Origin of the sequence: Thiopseudomonas acetoxidans (genome assembly GCF_030362935.1) — a bacterium.
In the GTDB taxonomy this organism is placed as follows: Bacteria; Pseudomonadota; Gammaproteobacteria; order Pseudomonadales; family Pseudomonadaceae; genus Thiopseudomonas; species Thiopseudomonas acetoxidans.
In genome coordinates, this window is sequence record NZ_JAUCDY010000007.1 from 116,644 (window position 1) to 135,679 (window position 19,036).

The 19,036-nt window shown below is 50.7% G+C and carries 12 protein-coding genes; 3 read left to right on the forward strand and 9 right to left on the reverse strand.

The features are described 5' to 3' along the window. Positions 1-153: 153 nt before the first annotated feature. Together QEZ41_RS07595 and QEZ41_RS07600 are read right to left on the reverse strand one after the other, a co-directional pair. Positions 154-1,155: a c-type cytochrome gene (locus tag QEZ41_RS07595; protein WP_289410796.1), complete on the reverse strand. Its 1,002-nt coding sequence runs from the start codon at positions 1,153-1,155 to the stop codon at positions 154-156. Positions 1,156-1,171: 16 nt separating this feature from the next. Further along, positions 1,172-1,813 carry a c-type cytochrome gene (locus QEZ41_RS07600; RefSeq protein WP_289410797.1) on the reverse strand — a complete coding sequence of 214 codons (642 nt, stop codon included), beginning with the start codon at positions 1,811-1,813 and terminating at the stop codon, positions 1,172-1,174. 285 nt (positions 1,814-2,098) lie between these two features. Between QEZ41_RS07600 and QEZ41_RS07605 the strand changes: the two genes are divergently transcribed. Beyond that, positions 2,099-2,407, forward strand: a complete 309-nt coding sequence (locus QEZ41_RS07605) for a DUF3817 domain-containing protein (RefSeq protein WP_289410798.1) — start codon at positions 2,099-2,101, stop codon at positions 2,405-2,407. A 126-nt stretch (positions 2,408-2,533) separates the two neighbouring features. Here the strand turns inward: QEZ41_RS07605 and recD are convergent, their stop codons facing one another. The 4 genes from recD to QEZ41_RS07625 form a co-directional block, all read right to left on the reverse strand. Next, entirely contained in the window at positions 2,534-4,525 is a 1,992-nt protein-coding gene (gene recD, locus QEZ41_RS07610) for an exodeoxyribonuclease V subunit alpha (RefSeq protein WP_289410799.1), read from the reverse strand. Further along, positions 4,525-8,148, reverse strand: a complete 3,624-nt coding sequence (recB, locus tag QEZ41_RS07615) for an exodeoxyribonuclease V subunit beta (protein ID WP_289410800.1) — start codon at positions 8,146-8,148, stop codon at positions 4,525-4,527. The genes recD and recB overlap by 1 nt, the downstream gene beginning before the upstream one ends. Next, positions 8,141-11,674 (reverse strand): exodeoxyribonuclease V subunit gamma, encoded by a 3,534-nt coding sequence (recC, locus tag QEZ41_RS07620; RefSeq protein ID WP_289410801.1) that lies wholly within the window; start codon positions 11,672-11,674, stop codon positions 8,141-8,143. The genes recB and recC overlap by 8 nt, the downstream gene beginning before the upstream one ends. An 82-nt stretch (positions 11,675-11,756) precedes the next feature. Beyond that, positions 11,757-12,677 carry a 5'-nucleotidase gene (locus tag QEZ41_RS07625; protein ID WP_289410802.1) on the reverse strand — a complete coding sequence of 307 codons (921 nt, stop codon included), beginning with the start codon at positions 12,675-12,677 and terminating at the stop codon, positions 11,757-11,759. A 130-nt stretch (positions 12,678-12,807) separates the two neighbouring features. Between QEZ41_RS07625 and QEZ41_RS07630 the strand changes: the two genes are divergently transcribed. Both QEZ41_RS07630 and rsuA read left to right on the forward strand, forming a co-directional pair. After that, positions 12,808-13,014: a hypothetical protein gene (locus tag QEZ41_RS07630; protein ID WP_289410803.1), complete on the forward strand. Its 207-nt coding sequence runs from the start codon at positions 12,808-12,810 to the stop codon at positions 13,012-13,014. Positions 13,015-13,044: 30 nt separating this feature from the next. Further along, positions 13,045-13,737: a 16S rRNA pseudouridine(516) synthase RsuA gene (gene rsuA, locus QEZ41_RS07635; RefSeq protein ID WP_289410804.1), complete on the forward strand. Its 693-nt coding sequence runs from the start codon at positions 13,045-13,047 to the stop codon at positions 13,735-13,737. A gap of 312 nt (positions 13,738-14,049) precedes the next feature. On the opposite strand, the gene QEZ41_RS07640 is transcribed toward rsuA, so the two are convergent. The 3 genes from QEZ41_RS07640 to QEZ41_RS07650 form a co-directional block, all read right to left on the reverse strand. Beyond that, a complete protein-coding gene (locus QEZ41_RS07640; RefSeq protein ID WP_289410805.1) occupies positions 14,050-15,171 on the reverse strand; it encodes a baeRF11 domain-containing protein in 1,122 nt (373 codons plus the stop codon). Between the two features lie 612 nt (positions 15,172-15,783). Then, positions 15,784-16,449: a DsbA family oxidoreductase gene (locus QEZ41_RS07645; RefSeq protein ID WP_289410806.1), complete on the reverse strand. Its 666-nt coding sequence runs from the start codon at positions 16,447-16,449 to the stop codon at positions 15,784-15,786. 187 nt (positions 16,450-16,636) lie between these two features. Next, complete coding sequence (locus QEZ41_RS07650; protein WP_289410807.1) at positions 16,637-18,925, reverse strand: sensor domain-containing protein; 2,289 nt, start codon at positions 18,923-18,925, stop codon at positions 16,637-16,639. Between the last annotated feature and the right edge of the window lie 111 nt (positions 18,926-19,036).

Sequence of the window (19,036 nt, forward strand, 5' to 3'; positions counted from 1 at the left end):
CCAAATCCAGCAAATGAATAAATGGGGGATTATAGCTAGATATACGCACAAACGCACAGATTGTTTACAGGCGGGTGATTCGCTTTAAACCTGATGGGTACGACAAAAAAAATGGACTCGTGTGAGTCCATTTTTTGTATTACTGCAACCTGCTTAATCGGCGGTATAGGTGCGTGGACGCAGAACATCGGGTTTTAAGAAGTCTTTCTCGCCCGTATTCTTATGATCACCCAACAAACGGCCTTCAACCTTCAATCCGTAATTGGTGTGCACATGGAAGGTATCCAGATATTTTTCTCTAGTTTCCTTCACATCACCGGTATAGCGCGGTTCTTGCGGACGCTCATGGCTATTAATGTAATAGGCCACATCCCAAGCCTGCTGATCGGTCAGTGTATTAGGTTGACCTAGTGGCATGTTGTGCTTCACAAAGGATGACAAGGTAAAGTGACGCGTGATACCCGCACCCCAGTTGTAGGAACGATCGCCCCACACTGCCGGGAAAATTTCCTTACCATTTTGCACCAGACCTGAACCGTCGCTAGAGTGGCAAATCATGCAGTTTTCTTCATACACTTTTTTGCCACGCTGGTAATCCATTTTCTGCTCAGGCTCAGCCAGTTTTGGATAACCACGACCATACATATTTTTGCCTGATGAATAGATAGGCACACCCTTGGCTAACCACTGATGGTAAGCAGCCAAGGCAATCATATCATCGCTACCGTACTCCGGCGGCTGACCATTCATGGAGAAGCTAAAGCAGCCAGCGATGCGCTCTTCTAGGTTGTTGACATGATCGTTTTTGGGTCTGTAATTCGGTAAGATTACTGCCGCAGGCCACACCGGACCAGCGAAAGGCAAACGGCCTTCACCCATATGACAACTACTGCAGTTCATGCTGTTAAAGACGTTTTTGCCACGCAATTGTTGCGTATTCATAAACAAGTCATAACCGCGCCGAATTACGCGCTTAAGCTCTGGATGGAATTCAGTTTTCTCCAAATCCTCCATCGTAGGCGGCACGTGAACATACTGCCCTTCTTTGGGCTGAGGATTATTGACTGGGTATTGTATATCCGCCTGAACAGCACTGGCTGATAAAGCTACTGCACCCGCGATTGCTTGAGCGAATAAAAACGTTCTATTTCTCATTGACTTAGCCTCCTTACTACTGTGCTGGCTGACGTGAAAGCCACGCAGATACAGCGCGGATATCGTTATCGTCTAAACGTTCTGCTATCGCTAGCATCAAGTGCTGAGGATCGTTATGACGCTTCCCTTTTTTCCATGCGTGCAACTGATCGGAAATGTATCCCGCATGTTGCCCAGCGATGCCAGGAAAATGCTGGCCTGCCCCTTGGTTATTTGGACCATGGCAGCTTTTGCAAGGGACGATATAGCGGTCCCAATCACCTTGCATGGCCAGTTTCTCACCATGCGCCAACTCTTCCTCTGTTACATCTTCTCCGCCCTTACCAGCTACAGCAGGTAACTGACTATAATAAACAGACACATCTCTCATCTGCTTATCTGTTAGCGTGTTAACAAAAGCCTGCATCGTCACACTTTCCCTTGCACCACTTTTAATATCTTGAAGCTGCTTATACATATAATCTGCATCAAGACCGGAAAGTGCTGGCCAAGATTCACCCTTTGGTATATTCATCCCTCCACCATCTCCCTGATGGCAAGCAACGCACATAACAGTAGCTTCTTTGCCGGCCTGCGCATCGCCCTCCAAGGCTGACGCCGAAGAGATAGCTAGGCTTAAACCCGCCGCTATCAAAGTCATACACTGATACTTTTTCATCCCCACCTCACAGTCAATCGAATCTGCTTTTACTGCACTCCGCACTAAAACAAGTGCTGTTCAATACTGACGTGACAAACCGTCACAGGCAAACCGTACCACAACGGTATATCTAAATATAGAATATAAGCATACTACCAAGGTCCTTATGGACATTTACCCAGTTCAAAATCGTATTTTGCAGCGTTTAGCAGGGGGTTATTGTGTGCTTGATTCAGCGCGACACTATAAGTTAGTCACAACTTCCGGCATGATGCGCACCCAGCCAGCCATTAGGAGCTTCAGGTGTTAAATTTTTTCCGAATCACAAGCCTAACAGAGGGCATCTCTTACCTGCTTATTCTGTGTGTAACACTTGGTTTCATTGGTAGGGAATTTGTGTACACACTAGGCATGACACACGGTGCGCTGTTTATTTTATATCTGGTGCTGTCACTTCTTGCAGCCTACAAACAAAGCTGGTCGTTGGGTATCTGGCTATTAATGCTCTTAGCCGCCTTTATTCCCTTCGCCTTTGTGCCGGTTGAGCTATTTTTACAAAAAGAACTGCGGAAAAATGCAAATAGCGCAGCACAGGCCTCAGGCTTAACTTAAGACTCTTTGTAAGCAACTCATTGCTTCGCTCGATATACCCATTTGTTGGACACAACTTTTGCGCGATGTGGAATGCACCCCATTGGTAGGAGCGCAACCTTTGCGCGATTGGGACTTTCCGGCAATCTACCCTCCCGCACCGCTTACAACAGCCAAAGCGCTACGCAACCCGCTGTTTCTGCTGACTTTTGTCTTCACCGCTTGAGCAAACACACCCCTGCCCGCCTCCAGCAAACTCAGCCTGTGCTTGGCGCGCGTAATGCCGGTATAGAGCAACTCTTTACTTAAAACGGGATTGTCACGCTCAGGAATCAGCACCGCCGCATGGTTAAACTCGGAGCCTTGGGATTTGTGTACCGTCATGGCGAACACCGTTTCAACCTCGGTTAAACGGCTCGGCAAGACAAAGCGTACCTGCGACTCCCCTTCAGCTTGGGAAAAAACAACGCGCAGCGCTGTGTCACCACTGCCGTCCGGAACTTTAACGGCGATACCAATATCACCATTCATCAAGCCTAGCCCATAGTTATTGCGGGTGATTATTACCGGGCGTCCTTCATACCAAGCGCCTTCATCTAACGCGAAAGCGTTACGCAGTACGGTTTCGGCCAAACGGTTAATCGCCTGCACGCCAAAATCACCGGCGCGCACCGCGCAGAGCAGACGAAACTCATCAAAGGTGCGCAGCATGCGCGCGGCCCACTCTTGATACTCGTCCAGCTCAGCCGTTTTGGCTGGACGTTCCTGTTGCAAGATGTGCACATAAGCCTGATACCCAGAGATGATCAACTCTTTTAGCGGCGCGGCGACTGCACTGGTTAACTGCAGATACGCTAACTCTGCGCTGGGCGTTTGTAACAATTCTTGCGCTTGGCGCACATCCATTTGATTCACCGCAGCTGCCAGTCGCCCGATGCCTGAATCCCCCGCAAAACGCCTTGAGTCGCGCAGCATCACCGTGCGCTGTTCAATCGTATGCCGCGCATCACCGGGTTGTAATTGCGGATGACTCACCGGCATCCCACAGAGTGCGGCCAGCTCAGCCCGTGTTTGCTCGGTATAAAGCCCCTGCTCAGCATGCAAACACAGCTCACCCAACACCGAACCGGCTTCCACTGAAGCCAACTGATCTTTATCACCGAGCAAAATCAACCGCGCATGCTCAGGTAACGCCTGCAACAGACTGTGCATCATGTCCAAATCAATCATCGAGGCTTCGTCCACCACCAGCACATCCAGCAATAAGGGGTTTTGCCGATGATGCTTAAAATCACGCGTATGCGGCAAGCTGCCCAGTAACCGGTGCAAGGTGCTGACCTGCGCCGGAATGCTGTCACGAATCGCTTCCGTGACGGGCAAAGCAGCAATTTGCTGGCTAATCGACTCGGTTAAACGGGCGGCGGCCTTACCCGTAGGCGCGGCGAGACGCACATACAGGGGTCGTTGCTGCTCACGCATGGCTTGCTCTTGCAACAGCGCCAGCAAACGCACCACGGTGGTGGTTTTACCCGTGCCGGGACCGCCGGTGATAAGAGTAAAATTGCCGGTCGCGGCCATAGCGCAGGCCACTTTTTGCCAATCAGTGCTGTTTGTAGTGCCAGCGGGAAATAGGTTGTTTAACTGCTGAACAAAGCCCTCGCCCACTGCACAGGGTTGTCGTAATCGCTGGCTTAAAAACTGCGCCACCTCGGTTTCGTAATTCCAGTAGCGGTATAAATACAGGCGGCTGCCTTGCAACACCAAGGGCGCGGCGTGAGCGTTCGGCTCGCGAGTGACAAAGCCCGCGCTGGCTAAATGCTCAAAATCCAACTCAGCAAGCAGCGCTCTGATTAACAGGCGTTCATCCTGCTCGGCAAACAGCGTTTCTAATTGCGCGCTGGATAGCGAAAAATCCAAACAAATATGCCCGTCAGCCAGCATACGGCTGAGCAAGGCGGCGAATAACACCGCCTCTGTAGCCGCTGGATCCAACTGCCAGCAAAACTCGGCAAACGCATAATCCAAAGGCCGAATGGTTTTGCTATCAAGCCAACGGCTAAGCGTGTCCTGCACGCTGCCAAGCTGTACATTTTCATGCTCGATTTCACACGGCACACTAAATAAATCCTGCTGCTGCATTAGGCCACCTCCTGTCGTCCGGCAAACAACGCATCCAAGGCGTCGAGTAACTCCAGCGGCGGTCGTTGATAGTGCACTCCCTGATGTGGCCCTTCAATGCCGCGTAAAAACAAATACACCACCCCACCAAAATGCTGCTCATAGTCATAATCAGGCAAGCGGCCGCGCAACAACCGGTGCAACGCCAAACTGTAAAGCACGTATTGCAGGTCATAGCGGTGCTTTAACACAGCCGCATCCATCGCTTGCTCCGTGTAGGCGAGGCTGTTTGCGCCTAGGTGATTGGACTTGTAATCCGCCACGTAATAACGACCACCAACACTAAACAACAGGTCAATAAAGCCTTTAAACATGCCGTTTAGCTGCAATGGATTCACCTGTGGCCGCGGCAGCGACGCTAAAATCGCGGCACTTACTAATTGGTCCAGCTGCTGAGAATCAACCTGTTCAGCGGCAAACCAAAACTCCATCTCGGCTTGCCAATGTTCCAACTGCAGCAAATTGAAGCAGCGGCCATCGCCAAGCTGAAACTCAGTCGAGAGCAACACCTCTAGCCACTGACACAGCGTACCCACCTGATCCGTATAGCCGCGCTGCTGGCAGAGTGTTTCCACCAATGCGCGCCGACTTGCAACGGTTTGCTGCTCAAGACCAAGGCACAGCTCAAGTAAATCATGTAAAAAATTACCGTGGCGTGCACCGCGAGGAAACGCATGCATGCCCTCGGTTTTTTGCTCGTCCACTTGCGCCGGCTCTACCAGTATCGCCTCATCATCGCTATACACCTGTGCCGCCAAGCTGTCTGGAATCCGATCAGCACCCGGACCTTGGCTGCTTAAACGGCTGTAGGATGAAATCCACCAAGGCTTATGCGCTAACGTACTGGCGTGACGGCATTCTGGCGTGAACGGCGCCTGCACGACCTGATAACGATCGTCACTGGCGGGTGGCGCAACCAATACCTGTGTTTCGGGGCTGGTTAAAGGCGCCAGCCACTGCGTTAATGCCTGTGGGTTATCCAACTCCTGACCGCCACCGAGCAAATAGCCTAGCGCTGCGCCATGCAATCCAGCGCCCACCTCGGCTACGCCCAACCAGCACGCATGTTTAGAGCGTGTCAGTGCCACATAGAGCAAGCGCAAATCCTCCGCTAAGCGTTCTTGCTCGGCCTGTTGCCAGATCTGCTCATCCGGTGCGCGCAAAAACAGCTGCCGCGCGGAGTCTTGTTGCACCACCACTGCTTCTTTTCTATCACAAGATCGATAACTGCTGACAAAGGGTAAAAACACCAACGGATATTCCAAACCTTTGGATTTATGAATGGTGACCACCCGCACTAAATTCGCATCGCTTTCCAGACGTAAGATCTGCTCATCTGCCACTTCACCAACGGCGTAGGCATGCTGCAAGTACTGCAGCAATGTCGCCTGACCATCCAATTCGCGGGCTTGCTGCTGCAAAATCTCCGCCAAATGCAACAAGTTCGTTAAGGCACGTTCACCCTGACTGTCTTGCACCAATCGTTGCGGCAACTGGTAGTCGTGCATCAGTTTACGCAACATGGGTAACACGCCACGCTGTTGCCAACGCTGCTGATAGCCTTTAAAGCGCTCGACTGTTGCTTCCCATGCACGCTCATCCTGCTGCAGACGCTCCAGCTCAGTCAGGCTCAGCGCCAAGGTTTGACTGGCTAAGGCTGCTTTAACCGCACGTTCATCTTCAGGCTGCAAACAGGCGGCTAACCACAACTGAATATCAAAGGCTTGCTGGCTGTTAAATACCGAATCGCGTTCAGACAGATAGACCGAGCGCACTTGCCGCTCAGCCAGCGCCGCGCGTATGTCCCGCGCCTCACCAATGCCACGCACCAGAACCGCAATGTCACTCGCCTGCAATGGTTGTAATTGTCCTTGAGCATCGACAAAACCTGTGTCCGCGCTATTGAGCAGGCGCACAATTTCACTGGCACAGCTGGCGGCCATCGTTGCTGAATAATAGCCCTTGGAGAGTCTTTTATCATCGGCTGGTAAATGCCAGAATGTGAGTGCTGGTTGCTTCTCTCCATCTACCTGCCACTCGGTAGCACGCCCATTGGCTTTTACTTGTACATAATCCAGTCTGTCCTCGCCCTCAGCGCCGAATAAAAACGCACCACGTGGATAGGATGTGGCTCGCGCAAACAGCTGGTTCACTGCGGCAACCATGGCGTGGGTCGAACGATAGTTGGTATCCAGATTATAGTGTCGCCCTGCCGTGGCTTTTCTTGCTGCTAGGTAGCTATAAATATCCGCCCCGCGAAAACTGTAAATCGCCTGTTTAGGATCACCAATTAAAAACAAGCCTGTCTCAGGATCGTTGGCGGCTAGGTTATACACTGAATCAAAAATCCGGTATTGCACCGGATCCGTGTCCTGAAACTCATCAATCATTACCACCGGAAACTGCCGGCGAATAATCTGCGCTAAACGCCCTTCTGGGTCAGCTTGCAAGGCGTGATCCAAGCGCGTTAGCAGGTCATCAAAACCCAGCTCAGCGCGTTTATTTTTTTCTTCACTAAAACACTGCTGCACCCAGCTTGCCGCATGCCAGCGCATAGCATCGGGCAGCAGGTGCTCTAAGGCTTGCAGCTGTGCCGGCAGCTCCTGCATGGCGTATAAAGCTGGATGTTCGGGCGGACTACTGCCCTCTTTCCAAATCTCGGCTAAGCCTTCTGGGGTTAAGCGTTCCATGCCACGACCAATGTTGAGTTCGAGCTGTTCAGCATCCTGCGCCCAGGCCCGCAGTTTGGTAAACCAGCCGCCTCGATGACTGCTGTTCATTTTATTAGCATGAAACGCCTTAGCCTTGGCCGCCTCCTCAATCAAGGCTTCTAGCTCATCAACCCAGCTGAGCCAAGGCTGTTTTAGTTCTGCCAGCTGCTGCTGGTACTCAGTTAAATGAGTGTCGATCAGTTGCGCCAAGCTGCCGGTATGGGCAGGCAGTTTTTGCGCGCTTGTTTTGAGTACCGGCTGGAGCAAGCCCCACAGCTGCTGGGGGGTTTGCCATTGTTCAATCACCCACTGCAGGGCGGGCCCGGTTAATTCATAGCATTGGCTGCGCCAGTAATCCTTAACCACCTGCTCATACAGGGCGCTGTGATCCTTTTGCAGTTCTTGATTAAACAGACTACCGCTGGCAAAGGCATGCTCGCCCAGCATCCGTTTGCACCACGCATGGATCGTGGAAACGGCGGCTTCATCCATCCACTGTGCCGCACTATCGAGCCAAAAAGCACAGGCGGGCCACTGCTCGGGGGCATACTCGGCTTTTAAATCCAATAAAAACGCATCTTCTGTTTCAAGCTGGCCACGGAACAGTTGCGCTGCTTCCACCAAGCGCGCACGAATCCGATCGCGCAACTCTTTGGTGGCCGCATCGGTAAAGGTCACCACCAGAATCTCAGGCGGCATCAACCCCGGCCCAGACTGCAAATCACGGCGAAAAGCATTTTGCCCACCATGGTTAAGCACTAAGCGCACATAGAGCGCGGCAATGGTATAGGTTTTACCGGTGCCGGCACTGGCTTCAATTAAGCGGCTGCCATAAAGCGGAAAATTTAGCGGAATTAGGGTTTGCTTACTCATGCTCGTTCTCCGATACAGGCTGCTGCTCTAATGTGCGCACAAATAAAGGCTGATAAAGTTGCTGCGCCCAATAGGTAAACTCCTGGCTGGCATTTAGCGCGGTAAAATCTGCGTAGTGACGCGCCAAAATCGGGCTTTGCTGCGCCTCGCCGGAGGTGTTCATCGTACCCTCGTAGCATTCAGCCGCACTGGCCAAAGCTTTTTCTTGCCGCAATGATGCATCTTCTTCTTTGCTTAATTTTTTATCGTGCTCAACCGTTAACCACGCAAAAGCGGTACGCACCGCTACGGGCAAAGGTCTGCACATCCCCTGCTGCCAAGCTTCTAGCCAGGTATTTAAAATCTGCGCGGCTTGCTCATGGGACAGCGGTGGAATTTGCAGCTCAATATCTTCAGCTACCACGATACTGGTCAAATTTTCTTGTGTCAGGCTGTGCAACACATGCTGCAGCCAGACCGCTAACAAACGATGCCAGCGCAGTTTTTTCTTGGATAACAAAGGGCCATTAAACAGCTCAATATGCAGGTTTTTATCCGCGCCACTGCGTACCGGCGCCAGCCAATCCTCTAGCTGGATACCTGCATGGCTATACGAGACGCGCTGGGCGGCGGTTTCACTGAGGGGATACTGCTCACACAAGCGCGAATAATGGGCAAACTGCTGCTGTACCGGCTCAAGTAAATTCTGCGCCAGCTGCTCACCAAAGCCATACATAGGCAGTTCACCGCTGCGCAGTAGCTTTTGACTTTGTTGCAGCATCGCTGCATTCACATCTGCGCCCTGCTCAAGCGCCTGTAAGCCTTCATTTAACAGCTGCTGTTTAAGGCCGTACTGCCCAAGAAAACCCAAGCTAAAGGGCTCATCATCCAGCTGCTCTAACTCGATCGCGCTGATGTAGGCCTTAAATCGCTGAGCAAAAAACTGCGCCACTGGATTGCGTAAAAAACCGTGCAGCATACGGATACTCAGCGGATCAGCCAGTTGCAAAGCAGGCAAAGGGGGTTCAATTGGTTCAACCGCATTTACCGCACCCTGCGCGCTTTGATGCAACTGCGCCCATTCCTGCGCATAGGTAAATAGATTGGCGTTGGTGGCGGAAAAATACGCACGACTGAAAGGCTGCAGTGGATGTTCCTGCGTCAGCGCGGCCAGCAAGTCCCCCTCATCTTCAAGCTGCCAGCCTTGTTGCAAATGATCGCGCAGTTGCCCAACCAATACCGACGGCGGCTTGGTGGTGTTATCGCGCTCATCACGCCCGACCCAGCTGATATACAGCATCTGCCGCGCGGCCAGTAAGGCTTCAAGCAGCAGATAACGATCATCCTCACGCCGTGAGCGATCACCTGGACGGTAATTATTGGCCATCAAATCAAAGTCGACCGGTGGCACAGAACGCGGATAATCACCGTCATTCATACCCAACAAGCACACCATTTGAAATGGAATAGTACGCATGGGCATCAGCGTGCAAAAATTGACCGATCCGGCCAAGAATCGTTGGCTGTTGCGCTCTGCATCGACCGCGGTTAACCAAGCCTCACGCACCACGGTTAATGGTAATTCACGCCCTAACTCAGCTTGCGCGCACGCATCCGCCCAGTCGTGTACACTTTGTTGTAGACGCTGAAGAAGCAGTAACTCTTGCTCTGTTTCCCCAGTAAAAAAGCGCTCCAGCAGCTGCACCAACAACTGCGTCCAATCTGCTGGTGAATAGCTGTGGCTCAGACGCTCGGCAAAGACGTCCAGCTCATCCAAGAGCAACACCAAAGGGCCCAACAATGCCGCCTCTAAACCTGCCACTTCCGTGTAGGGCTCAATGCCAGCAAAGTCTGCACCCTGCCCCATGGCGTAACCGAGCAACATACGCCGCAACGCAAAGCGCCAGGTGTTTTGCTCCATTGCTCTTGGCAAGCCTAGGCGCACACGATGCTCGGCATTCAATCCCCAGCGCGCACCGGCACCAATGAGCCAACGCTGTAAAATCGGCAAGTCTGTTTCAACCACACCAAAACGCTGACGTATGGCCGGCACATCCAGCAGCGCCAACACTTCAGTCAAGCTGATCCGCGCTTGCGACACATTCAGCAATTGCTCAAGAGCAATTAAAATCGGCTCCCGCCCCCGCCCACCCTGATCCGACAGCGTATAGGGAATATAGCGCGCATCACCTGGGTTAAACTGCGCAAAAACCGCCTCAATAAAAGGCGTGTACAAATCAATATCAGGCACCATGACAATCACATCACGTGGTTGTAAGTGCGGATAACGGGCAAAGCGGTCTAAGAGTTGGTCATGCAGAATCTCCACTTCCCGCTGTGGGCTATGGGCGATATGAAAACGAATGGACTCATCCTGCGCGCAGTCCACGGCGGGCCATAATGGCTGGCTTTCCTGCAGCGGACGCAAATGCAAAATATCATTTTGCAGCTGGGTTAAAACGGTTTTGGGCTCATCATCGACAAAGAGGTCAATGCGCTGCTGCTCACGCTGAAACAGATCGCGGTAACTCTCGGGGTTATCAAACTCCTCCAACAAAGCAATGTAATCGCGCCCCTGCTTGCCCCAAGTAGCCAATAGCGGATGGGCAAACTGATGCAGCTGCTCATTATCCAGATCGCTGGGCATGCCTTGCTTGCGCTGATGGCGAAATAGCGTGCGGCGTAACAAGTCCTTATCCGCGACTATGTCGCCCCAATAAAACTGACAAGGGTTGTGCACACACAGAATCACTTGACTAAAACGCGCCATGGCGGATAAAGCTTCCACGGTTTGCGCGGGCAAGGATGAAATCCCCAGCACAATCACCCGACGCGGTAGCCCTTTGGGACGCTGCTGCGCTTCTTGCAAGGCTTTGACAAAGCGCGGATGCACACTGGCGCGGCTGCTGTCTAAGGAATCCTGACCTATATCTTCTAAAAGCACACGCCATAGCTGTGCCTGCCACGCCAGTGTTTGCATGGGTAAATCAGTGCGATCCACCTCAACACCAGCCACTAACCCGTAAGGCTGGCCGCGCTGATCAATCTGATCGCACCCAGCGGCCCACTGCTCCAGCCAGTCGGCACGGTAGACCTGATACTGGTCAAAAATATCTGCTATCCGCTCACACAACTGGTACAGCTTGCGCAGGTCATCATCCTTGGCTAAAAACTGCTTGAGCGGCTTAAAGCGCTCATCCTCTAGCAGTGACGGCAGCAAGCGCATCAACCGCCACACCAACTGGTTTTTATCCAGCGGCGAGCTGCTGGCAATCTGCTCTGCACCCAAGACTGCACGGTAACTTTGCCACAAAAAACGCGCCGGCAAACTCACCTGCACGCTGGCGGCAATGCCCAACCCCTCGTTGCTGGCCAAAGCGTATTTAAGCCACTGGGCGATGCCATTGCTTTGTACCAAAATGACTTCATTTTCCAACGGATGCAGCGGATAGCTCTGCGTCCATTGCACCAACAAATCCCGCAATTGTTCCATCTGATTGCTGTGAATCACCATGAAACCTGCCACTAATGCATCCGAATTCTGCATACCCATCCACACCCTGCCAAAACCAGCGAACCACTATACCAAAGCCCGCCACACTTAAGATAAACACAGGCCAACAAACTGCTTAACGTTGATTCGCCACTCCAAAAGGAATATGCACCATCGCCAAATCCTTAGCCTGCAAATGACCGAGCTGATCATCAAAGAAAATGTGCGGGCGAAACACATTGAGAATATGGCGCTTATCCATGCCCCCTAAAAAAAAGGTTTCATCGGCCTCGACACCCCAACTGTGCAACGTTGTAATCACTCGCTCATGGGCGGGGGCGCTGCGGGCGGTAATAATGGCCGTGCGCAAAATAGGTTTATAATCCGGTTGTGTTTTTTTGCGAGCATTTTCTAACGTCTGCAAACCCGCCAGCTTGCGAAACAGGTCAGCCAGCAAACCCGGATTATGTTCACGCGCTTGATGTTCTTGCTCAAACGCTTGAAAGCGCTCTAACCCTTCAGCTTTATACACCCGCTCTGATTCATCATCCGCCAGCACCCCATCAAAGTCGAAAGCAATACGCAGTCCTTGATCATCGGGCTCATCCACCACTTTAGATTGCAACAACAAACCCGCGGGATAGCTTGCCTCCACCGCTTTGCGCACATCCTCGGCATTAGCGGTTAAAAACAACGAGGCATTAAAGGCTGGAATATAGGAGAAAGGCGATTCACCGGTTAAAAACGCAGCACGGCTAATATCCAAACCATAATGCGCAATCGAGCGAAACACCCGCTGCCCCGTCGCCGTCGAATTACGCGACAAGAGCACCACTTCCACCGGCTGCTCGTCCGGAAAACACTGGTTAAAGGACAAAAAACGACGAATAAAGGGATACGCCACACCCATCGGCAGGATTTTATCGATGTTTTTTTCTTGAGATTCTTTATACGCCTGCGCGCCCTCATCCCTAAAGATTCGGTCAGACTCATCTAGGTTAAACAAGGCGCTGGATGACACAGCAATCACAAGCTTTTTCTCAATCGGGTAAGACATAAAGCGGTTTCTCACAGGCAAATGGATGTGCTGGACTTTTAGTTACCATAGCACGAGAATCATCAGCCGCAAGTACTGACCGCATCAGCCGTTCAACCCAGCATAAAGCCTTTAAACAGAGCAGAAACCCATGTACCAAATCATCTCCATTCAAGCACAACACGACGCGGACATATGCCGCATTATCCAGCAGGTGGGTGCTCAATACGGCGCTGTGGGTGACGGCCTTGGCCCGGTACGTTGCATGGCGGCTGTGATGTGTGGATGCTTAAGAATATCCAATCATAACGCCCTAACCTCACCTAATCAGCAGCACGGGTGTGCGTTACACTGCTGATTACCTACAAACGGAGACCGTAAACAGCCCATGCGCCTTGATCGATTTATAGCTGAAACCACCGGCATGAGCCGCAAAGATGCCACCAAAGTACTGCAACGTGCCGAGGTGACCGTTGATGGTGCGGTACAAAAAAAAGGCGCCTTTAAACTGCCTGCCCAAGCCGTGGTTAAATGGAACAATGAGCCTCTTGAGCTCGTGGGGCCCACCTACCTGATGATGCACAAGCCGCTCGGTTGCGTGTGCGCCAATGATGACGGCCTGCACCTGACGGTATTTTCGTATATAAATCTGCCCAACAAAGACAAACTCCACACCGTGGGCCGACTGGACCTGGACACCTCTGGGCTGTTGTTAATTACTGATGATGGGCAGTGGTCGCACCGCATCACCTCGCCTAAGCAGCAATGCCCCAAGGTATATCACGCTTGGTTGGCCGAGCCAGTCACTGAAAACGATATCACGGCCTTTGCGCAAGGTTTGCAACTTAAGGGGGAAACGACCTTAACCGCGCCCGCCGTGCTGGAAATCATTAATGAGCGCGAAGCCTTAGTGCAGGTGCATGAAGGCCGCTATCACCAAGTTCGGCGCATGTTCGCTGCCGTGGGTAATAAAGTTGAGCAATTACATCGCGAACAAGTCGGGGCATTAACACTCGATACAGATCTTGCACCCGGCGAATACCGCGCGCTTAGCGCTGAAGAAGTAGCACTATTTTATTAAAGAAGCCACTGAATAACGTTACCGAGGACGCTAACACAAGGCGCAACGACCAACGGGAGTAACAGCCAAAAGCTGACCCGAAGGGCGAGCGCTAGCGAGTCAAAGCGTACGAAAAAGCGCAGTTTACACCGGGTAAATGAGCATTTTATTCGCTTCGCCCCCTTCGGGGCCGTGCTAAAGCACGTTCAATCTAAAGATTGTGAGTACGTTTTTAACGCGGTGGTAGCTACGCAGGTAGTTATTCAGAGGCTTCTAAACAAGGAAAGAATCAATTCAGTGCTTCCTAAGCGAAGCACTGAATTTTAGTTGACGCTAGATTGGATAGCGCGAAATAACCGCCAAGCTTTGCCCGCCAGGAATATCTGCGGCACGCACGGCCATCACTTTGGCACCGCTACGTAATGCACGACCGGTAATTTCATCGACAATGTCATAGTTAACCGCATCGCCACCTTCAGCGCTGAAGGAAACGGCTCCGGTTTCATCATCAATAGAACCATCTAATACGCAATCAATATCAACCAGCAAACGGTCAATACCGCCAAAAGTGGCTAAACGAGCAGCATCGGAAATATCCGTAGTGGTGCGATTTTTTCCGGTACGCTCTTCGAACAACTGATGGAACGCTTTAACCTGCTCAGCGTAGTGGGCATCCAGCACTGGTCTTGCTGCACTGGCCAAATCAGACTCACTGAGGTGCTCAGGGTTACCTGAAATGGTGCTGGGCAGTGCAGGAATAACACTTATCGAGCGAAACAATGCTTCGAGCGGTTTAGTAGTTGCCAAAATCAACGGCAGATCCGACCCAGCCAACACAGGACGTAACGCCGCATCAAGCTTGCGTATAAAACGCGTAAGATAAAAGCTGTCACCCTGCGAGCCATGTCGATGCCCGGTTCCTGAGTAGTCTTTATTCGTCGCCTTGCCACCTGCACTCGCCGCATCAGTTGGCATATTGGGCACTTCAACCAACCGCGCCGGCAAGTCTGCAGACACGGCAATCAGCCTCACCGCATTCTCTGACAAAGCCAGCACATGCGCGGCATGCGGGAAAGTGATTGCACGTAACAGCGGCTTAAGATGGAAGCGGTCAGACACCTCAACAATTGCTTTGATTTTGCTGGCCATACGATAGGTGCGCAACGATTTTGGGGTTGCCAAAATAGCCAGCGTGTTGGCCTGATAGTTCCAAAAATCGTCATCGGCTAACAAATCAGCAAATTGCTCCTGCAACGATGTAATAGACTTTTTATCAAAACCCGCTGCATCAAGCTGAGTCACTGCTTGTTTGACAAGGTTGCCAAGATTAATCCGGCTTTGCTCAGTCTCGCGACTGACGGGTGTGGTCGGTAGGTAAATCGAGATGCACGCATCCGCACGCACCGAATTAAGCGCGCCGATTTCTTCAGCGTTTGGCATATCAACGTAATACATAAAAAGCCTCCTGCTAGCTATTAGTGAATCAACTGTACCAGATTGAAACCTAAGAAAAAGCTAATTATTGAAAGCATAGTTTTGGATATACGCCAATATAAACAGCGTCTTTCAGAGTCAAGTCTTGTAAAAGCGCAACTTTCGGGTGATTGGCGGTTGTCCATGTAGGCCTGCCTTCAGGCTGACATGTCGGGCTAAAGCCCGACCTACAGAAGCATGTCTTGTGGATTGGTTCAGCTTTTGTGGGAGCGCAACTCTTGCGCGATTGGCGGTTGTCCATGTAGGTCATGCCTTTAGGCTGACATGTCGCCCTAAAGGGCGACATGCAGGAGCGGCTAAGCCTGGCAGGGTTTTCATCGCGCATAAGATGCGCTCCCACAATCCCACAATTCCACAATTCCACAATTCCACAATTCCACAATTCCACAATTCCACAATTCCACAATCCCACAATTCCACAATCCCACAATCCCACAATCCCACAATCCCACAATCCCACAATCCAGCAGTTTCACAGTTCCACTGTAAAGCGGTTTGCACGCAGCCGAACGCTTGGCACAGCTATTGTGGGAGCTTACATTTTCCAAGTTCCCCGACATTTTTACCAGCCGGTCAGATTTTTTCTACACCCTTAAATGCGAGGTGCCCTACTTCCCGTAGCGCCTGCACAAAGGTACTGGGTTCCTGAGCGCCAGAGATGAGGTGTTTGTTGTTGATAATAAAAGCCGGCACGGAAGTGATGCCCATCTGCTGGTAAACGGCTTTGTCTTTGTTCACTGCGTCAACATACTGATTCGACTCCAGTACGTGTTTAGCCTTTTCCGTATCCAACCCCAGAGACTTGACGCAACTCAGCAAAACATCCTGCTCGGCAACGTTCTGCGCCTGACCGAAATATGCCTCAAATAACGCTTGTTTCATGCCCGTTTGTTGTCCCTGCTCGCCCGCCCATTTAACTAGCCGGTGCGCATCGAAGGTATTGCAGGTGAGTCGCTCTTGTAGCTTTTCGAAATTCAGCCCTAAAGCTTTTGCGATCGTCATCATTTGACTTTGGTTAGCACGCATCTCTGCCTCGCTGCGCCCATATTTTCTAGCCAGCGCTGGTAAAATTGGCTCACCCGGTCCGCTGTGGTCGGGGTTCAATTCAAATGCATGCCATTCGACCACGAACTCATACTCAGACGCCAGTTGCTGCATGGCCAGCTCTAGACGGGCATAACCAATAGCACACCATGGACAGGCAATGTCAGAAACAATATCGATATGTATTTTTTTCATAGGAATTCCTGTTTATTTGTTAGAAGGAGGATGTCATGCATTCGACTGCAGATTACATTTGCGAACACAGCACCGCCTGATGCAGACCGGAAAATCTAAATCGCGCAAAAGTTGCGCTCCCACAGAGTACCTGCAGCAACGTGCCGTGCGCGTAGACATTCTCTTTGGCAAACCATGGATAGCTGTGCTATTTATCTTTGCAGGTTTTGGCCAGTAATGCAGTAAACTCATCCGCTGGCACAGGCCGACCCAACAAGTAGCCCTGGCCCAGCGTGCACTGACACTGCTGTAAGAACTGCACTTGCTCCTCTTGCTCAATCCCTTCAACCTGCACATCAAGCCCCATGCTCGCCCCCAAAGCTAAAATAGCCTGTACGATTGCCACATCTTCGTTGTCACTGGGCAAGTTGGTTATAAAGCTTCGATCAATTTTAAGTTTATGCACAGGAAGCGATTTCAAACGACCCAAGGATGAATGACCTGTGCCAAAGTCATCAATAGCAAGGCGAATGCCTATTTCCCGCAGGCCACACAACGCAGCATCTGCTCCTTCTGGACTTTCCATTACGGTACTTTCAGTTACCTCAAGCTCCAGAAAACGGGCATCAAGTTGGTTTCGTTTAAGCGTTGCCTCTACTTTTTCTGCTAAGCCTTCTTCAGATAATGAACGGCTGGATAAATTGACCGCAACGAATTTTAAATCATATTCCATTGCTAGCCACTGCTGCATTTGCTTGCACGCTTTGTTTAACACCCAAGCATCCAAAGCGCTGATGAGCCCACTTTCTTCGGCTATAGGAATAAACTCATTCGGCGCAATAGGACCTTGCGTAGGATGATTCCAGCGAACCAGTGCTTCGCAACCCACTAACTTTTGCCCGCTTAATTCATAAACTGACTGATAATGTACGTCCAACTCTTCATTTTCAAGCGCCCGTCTTAGTTCGCTAGCAACACGAATACGCTGATTGGCTTGTTCCGTCATTTCGGCGGTATAAAAAGCAAAGGTTTCGCGCCCGCTATCTTTGGCTTTATGTAGTGCTGAGTCAGCGTTACGCATGATCTCTTCAACACTTTCACCCGCAAACGGATACAAACACATACCCACACTGACGCTAATAAAAACCTGGTTTTCTGCCAGCGTAAAAGGCGCTTTACAGGCTTGGATAAGTCGCTCTGCCACCCCCACTGCGTCCATAGCTGAAGTAACGCTCTCACAAATAAGCGCAAACTCATCTCCGCCTATTCGCGCTAAAACACTAGCTTGCTGTGTCGCTTCTTTGAGGCGCAAAGCTATATCTTGCAGAAGCTGATCACCTGAGCTATGGCCTAAGCTCTCATTAATATTTTTAAAGTGATCTACACCCACTATAAACAAAGCATTGTTTTTTTGCTTATTGATCGCACTTTCTAAGGAGATTTTTAGTCGTTCACTCAAATGAATGCGATTAGCTAATTTTGTTAGTGGGTCGTAAAGGGACAGAAAACTCAGCTCTGAAAGGGAGTTATCCGTGGTTGAAATATCTGAAAAAACAGCAACATAATGCGAAACAATGCCGTTTTCACTTTTTATCGCTTTAACCGTTTGATACTGCCTAAGCAGCTCACCATTTTTATGACAGTTCCATAGTTCGCCACTGCACATGCCCTTTTCATTTAGATCAGCCCACATACTCCGGTGAAACTCTTTTGAGTGGCGGTTGGACTTAAGCAAGCTTGGGGTTCTACCCAGTACTTCTGATTCGCTATAACCGGTGATACGCGTAAAGGATGGATTGACGTACACAATGTTGCTAGCGTGATCAGTAATTAACACCGCTTCGCGAGTAGACTCAAAGACAGCTTCTGCCTGCTGTAAACGTACTTTTGTCGCATATTGCTCAGTGACATCACGGGCAATACCTATAAAGCGTACCGGCTTGCCTTGGCTATCTCTGATCAAGCAACCGCGTGATCGAATCCAGCGCTGGCTGTTATCTCGGTGCAACATGCGATAGGTTTTCTCATACGCCCCTTCCCCCTCGCGAATAAAACGCAAAACATCCTGATAGATCTTTTCACGATCCTCAGGGATTAATCGGCTGCGCCAGGCTTGCTGGTTTGTACCAAACTCTTCCTGCGTAAAACCAAGATTGGCGCAATAGGCCTCAGAGAAAAAAACCTCTTCTGTATCGTTTAAGCTCCAGTCCCAAACCGCTTCTTGCGAAGCTTCAACAGCACGTTGATAGCGTTCCAATATAAGCTGTGTATCTTTATTTTGCTGCGCCATCAGTTTGGTGTAGAGCCGAAAAACAACATAGCCATAAACAGCAGTTAATAGACCATGTAAAGCAAGTATCGAAAGACAAAACTGTTTATGTTGCTTATCAAGACTGTATATAAAATACTCATACCCCCATACACTTACTAACATCGCACTGATGATCAGTGCAATATATAAAACAAAGCTGCGGGTAATAAATTTTTTAAGACTCATTGTGCTTTAATTATTTACCAGTCTGATAATCTGTGGAAGCCTCTGAATAACTACCTGCGTAGCTACCACTGCGTTAAAAACGTACTCACAATCTTTAGATTGAACGTGCTT

Coding starts and splice junctions, on each gene's coding strand:
- QEZ41_RS07630 (WP_289410803.1), top strand. CDS start 12,808: ATGTACCAAATCATCTCCATTCAAGCACAACACGACGCGGACATATGC.
- QEZ41_RS07595 (WP_289410796.1), bottom strand. CDS start 1,155: ATGAGAAATAGAACGTTTTTATTCGCTCAAGCAATCGCGGGTGCAGTA.
- recD (WP_289410799.1), bottom strand. CDS start 4,525: ATGCAGCAGCAGGATTTATTTAGTGTGCCGTGTGAAATCGAGCATGAA.
- QEZ41_RS07640 (WP_289410805.1), bottom strand. CDS start 15,171: ATGTATTACGTTGATATGCCAAACGCTGAAGAAATCGGCGCGCTTAAT.
- QEZ41_RS07600 (WP_289410797.1), bottom strand. CDS start 1,813: ATGAAAAAGTATCAGTGTATGACTTTGATAGCGGCGGGTTTAAGCCTA.
- recB (WP_289410800.1), bottom strand. CDS start 8,148: ATGAGTAAGCAAACCCTAATTCCGCTAAATTTTCCGCTTTATGGCAGC.
- rsuA (WP_289410804.1), top strand. CDS start 13,045: ATGCGCCTTGATCGATTTATAGCTGAAACCACCGGCATGAGCCGCAAA.
- recC (WP_289410801.1), bottom strand. CDS start 11,674: ATGCAGAATTCGGATGCATTAGTGGCAGGTTTCATGGTGATTCACAGC.
- QEZ41_RS07625 (WP_289410802.1), bottom strand. CDS start 12,677: ATGTCTTACCCGATTGAGAAAAAGCTTGTGATTGCTGTGTCATCCAGC.
- QEZ41_RS07645 (WP_289410806.1), bottom strand. CDS start 16,449: ATGAAAAAAATACATATCGATATTGTTTCTGACATTGCCTGTCCATGG.
- QEZ41_RS07650 (WP_289410807.1), bottom strand. CDS start 18,925: ATGAGTCTTAAAAAATTTATTACCCGCAGCTTTGTTTTATATATTGCA.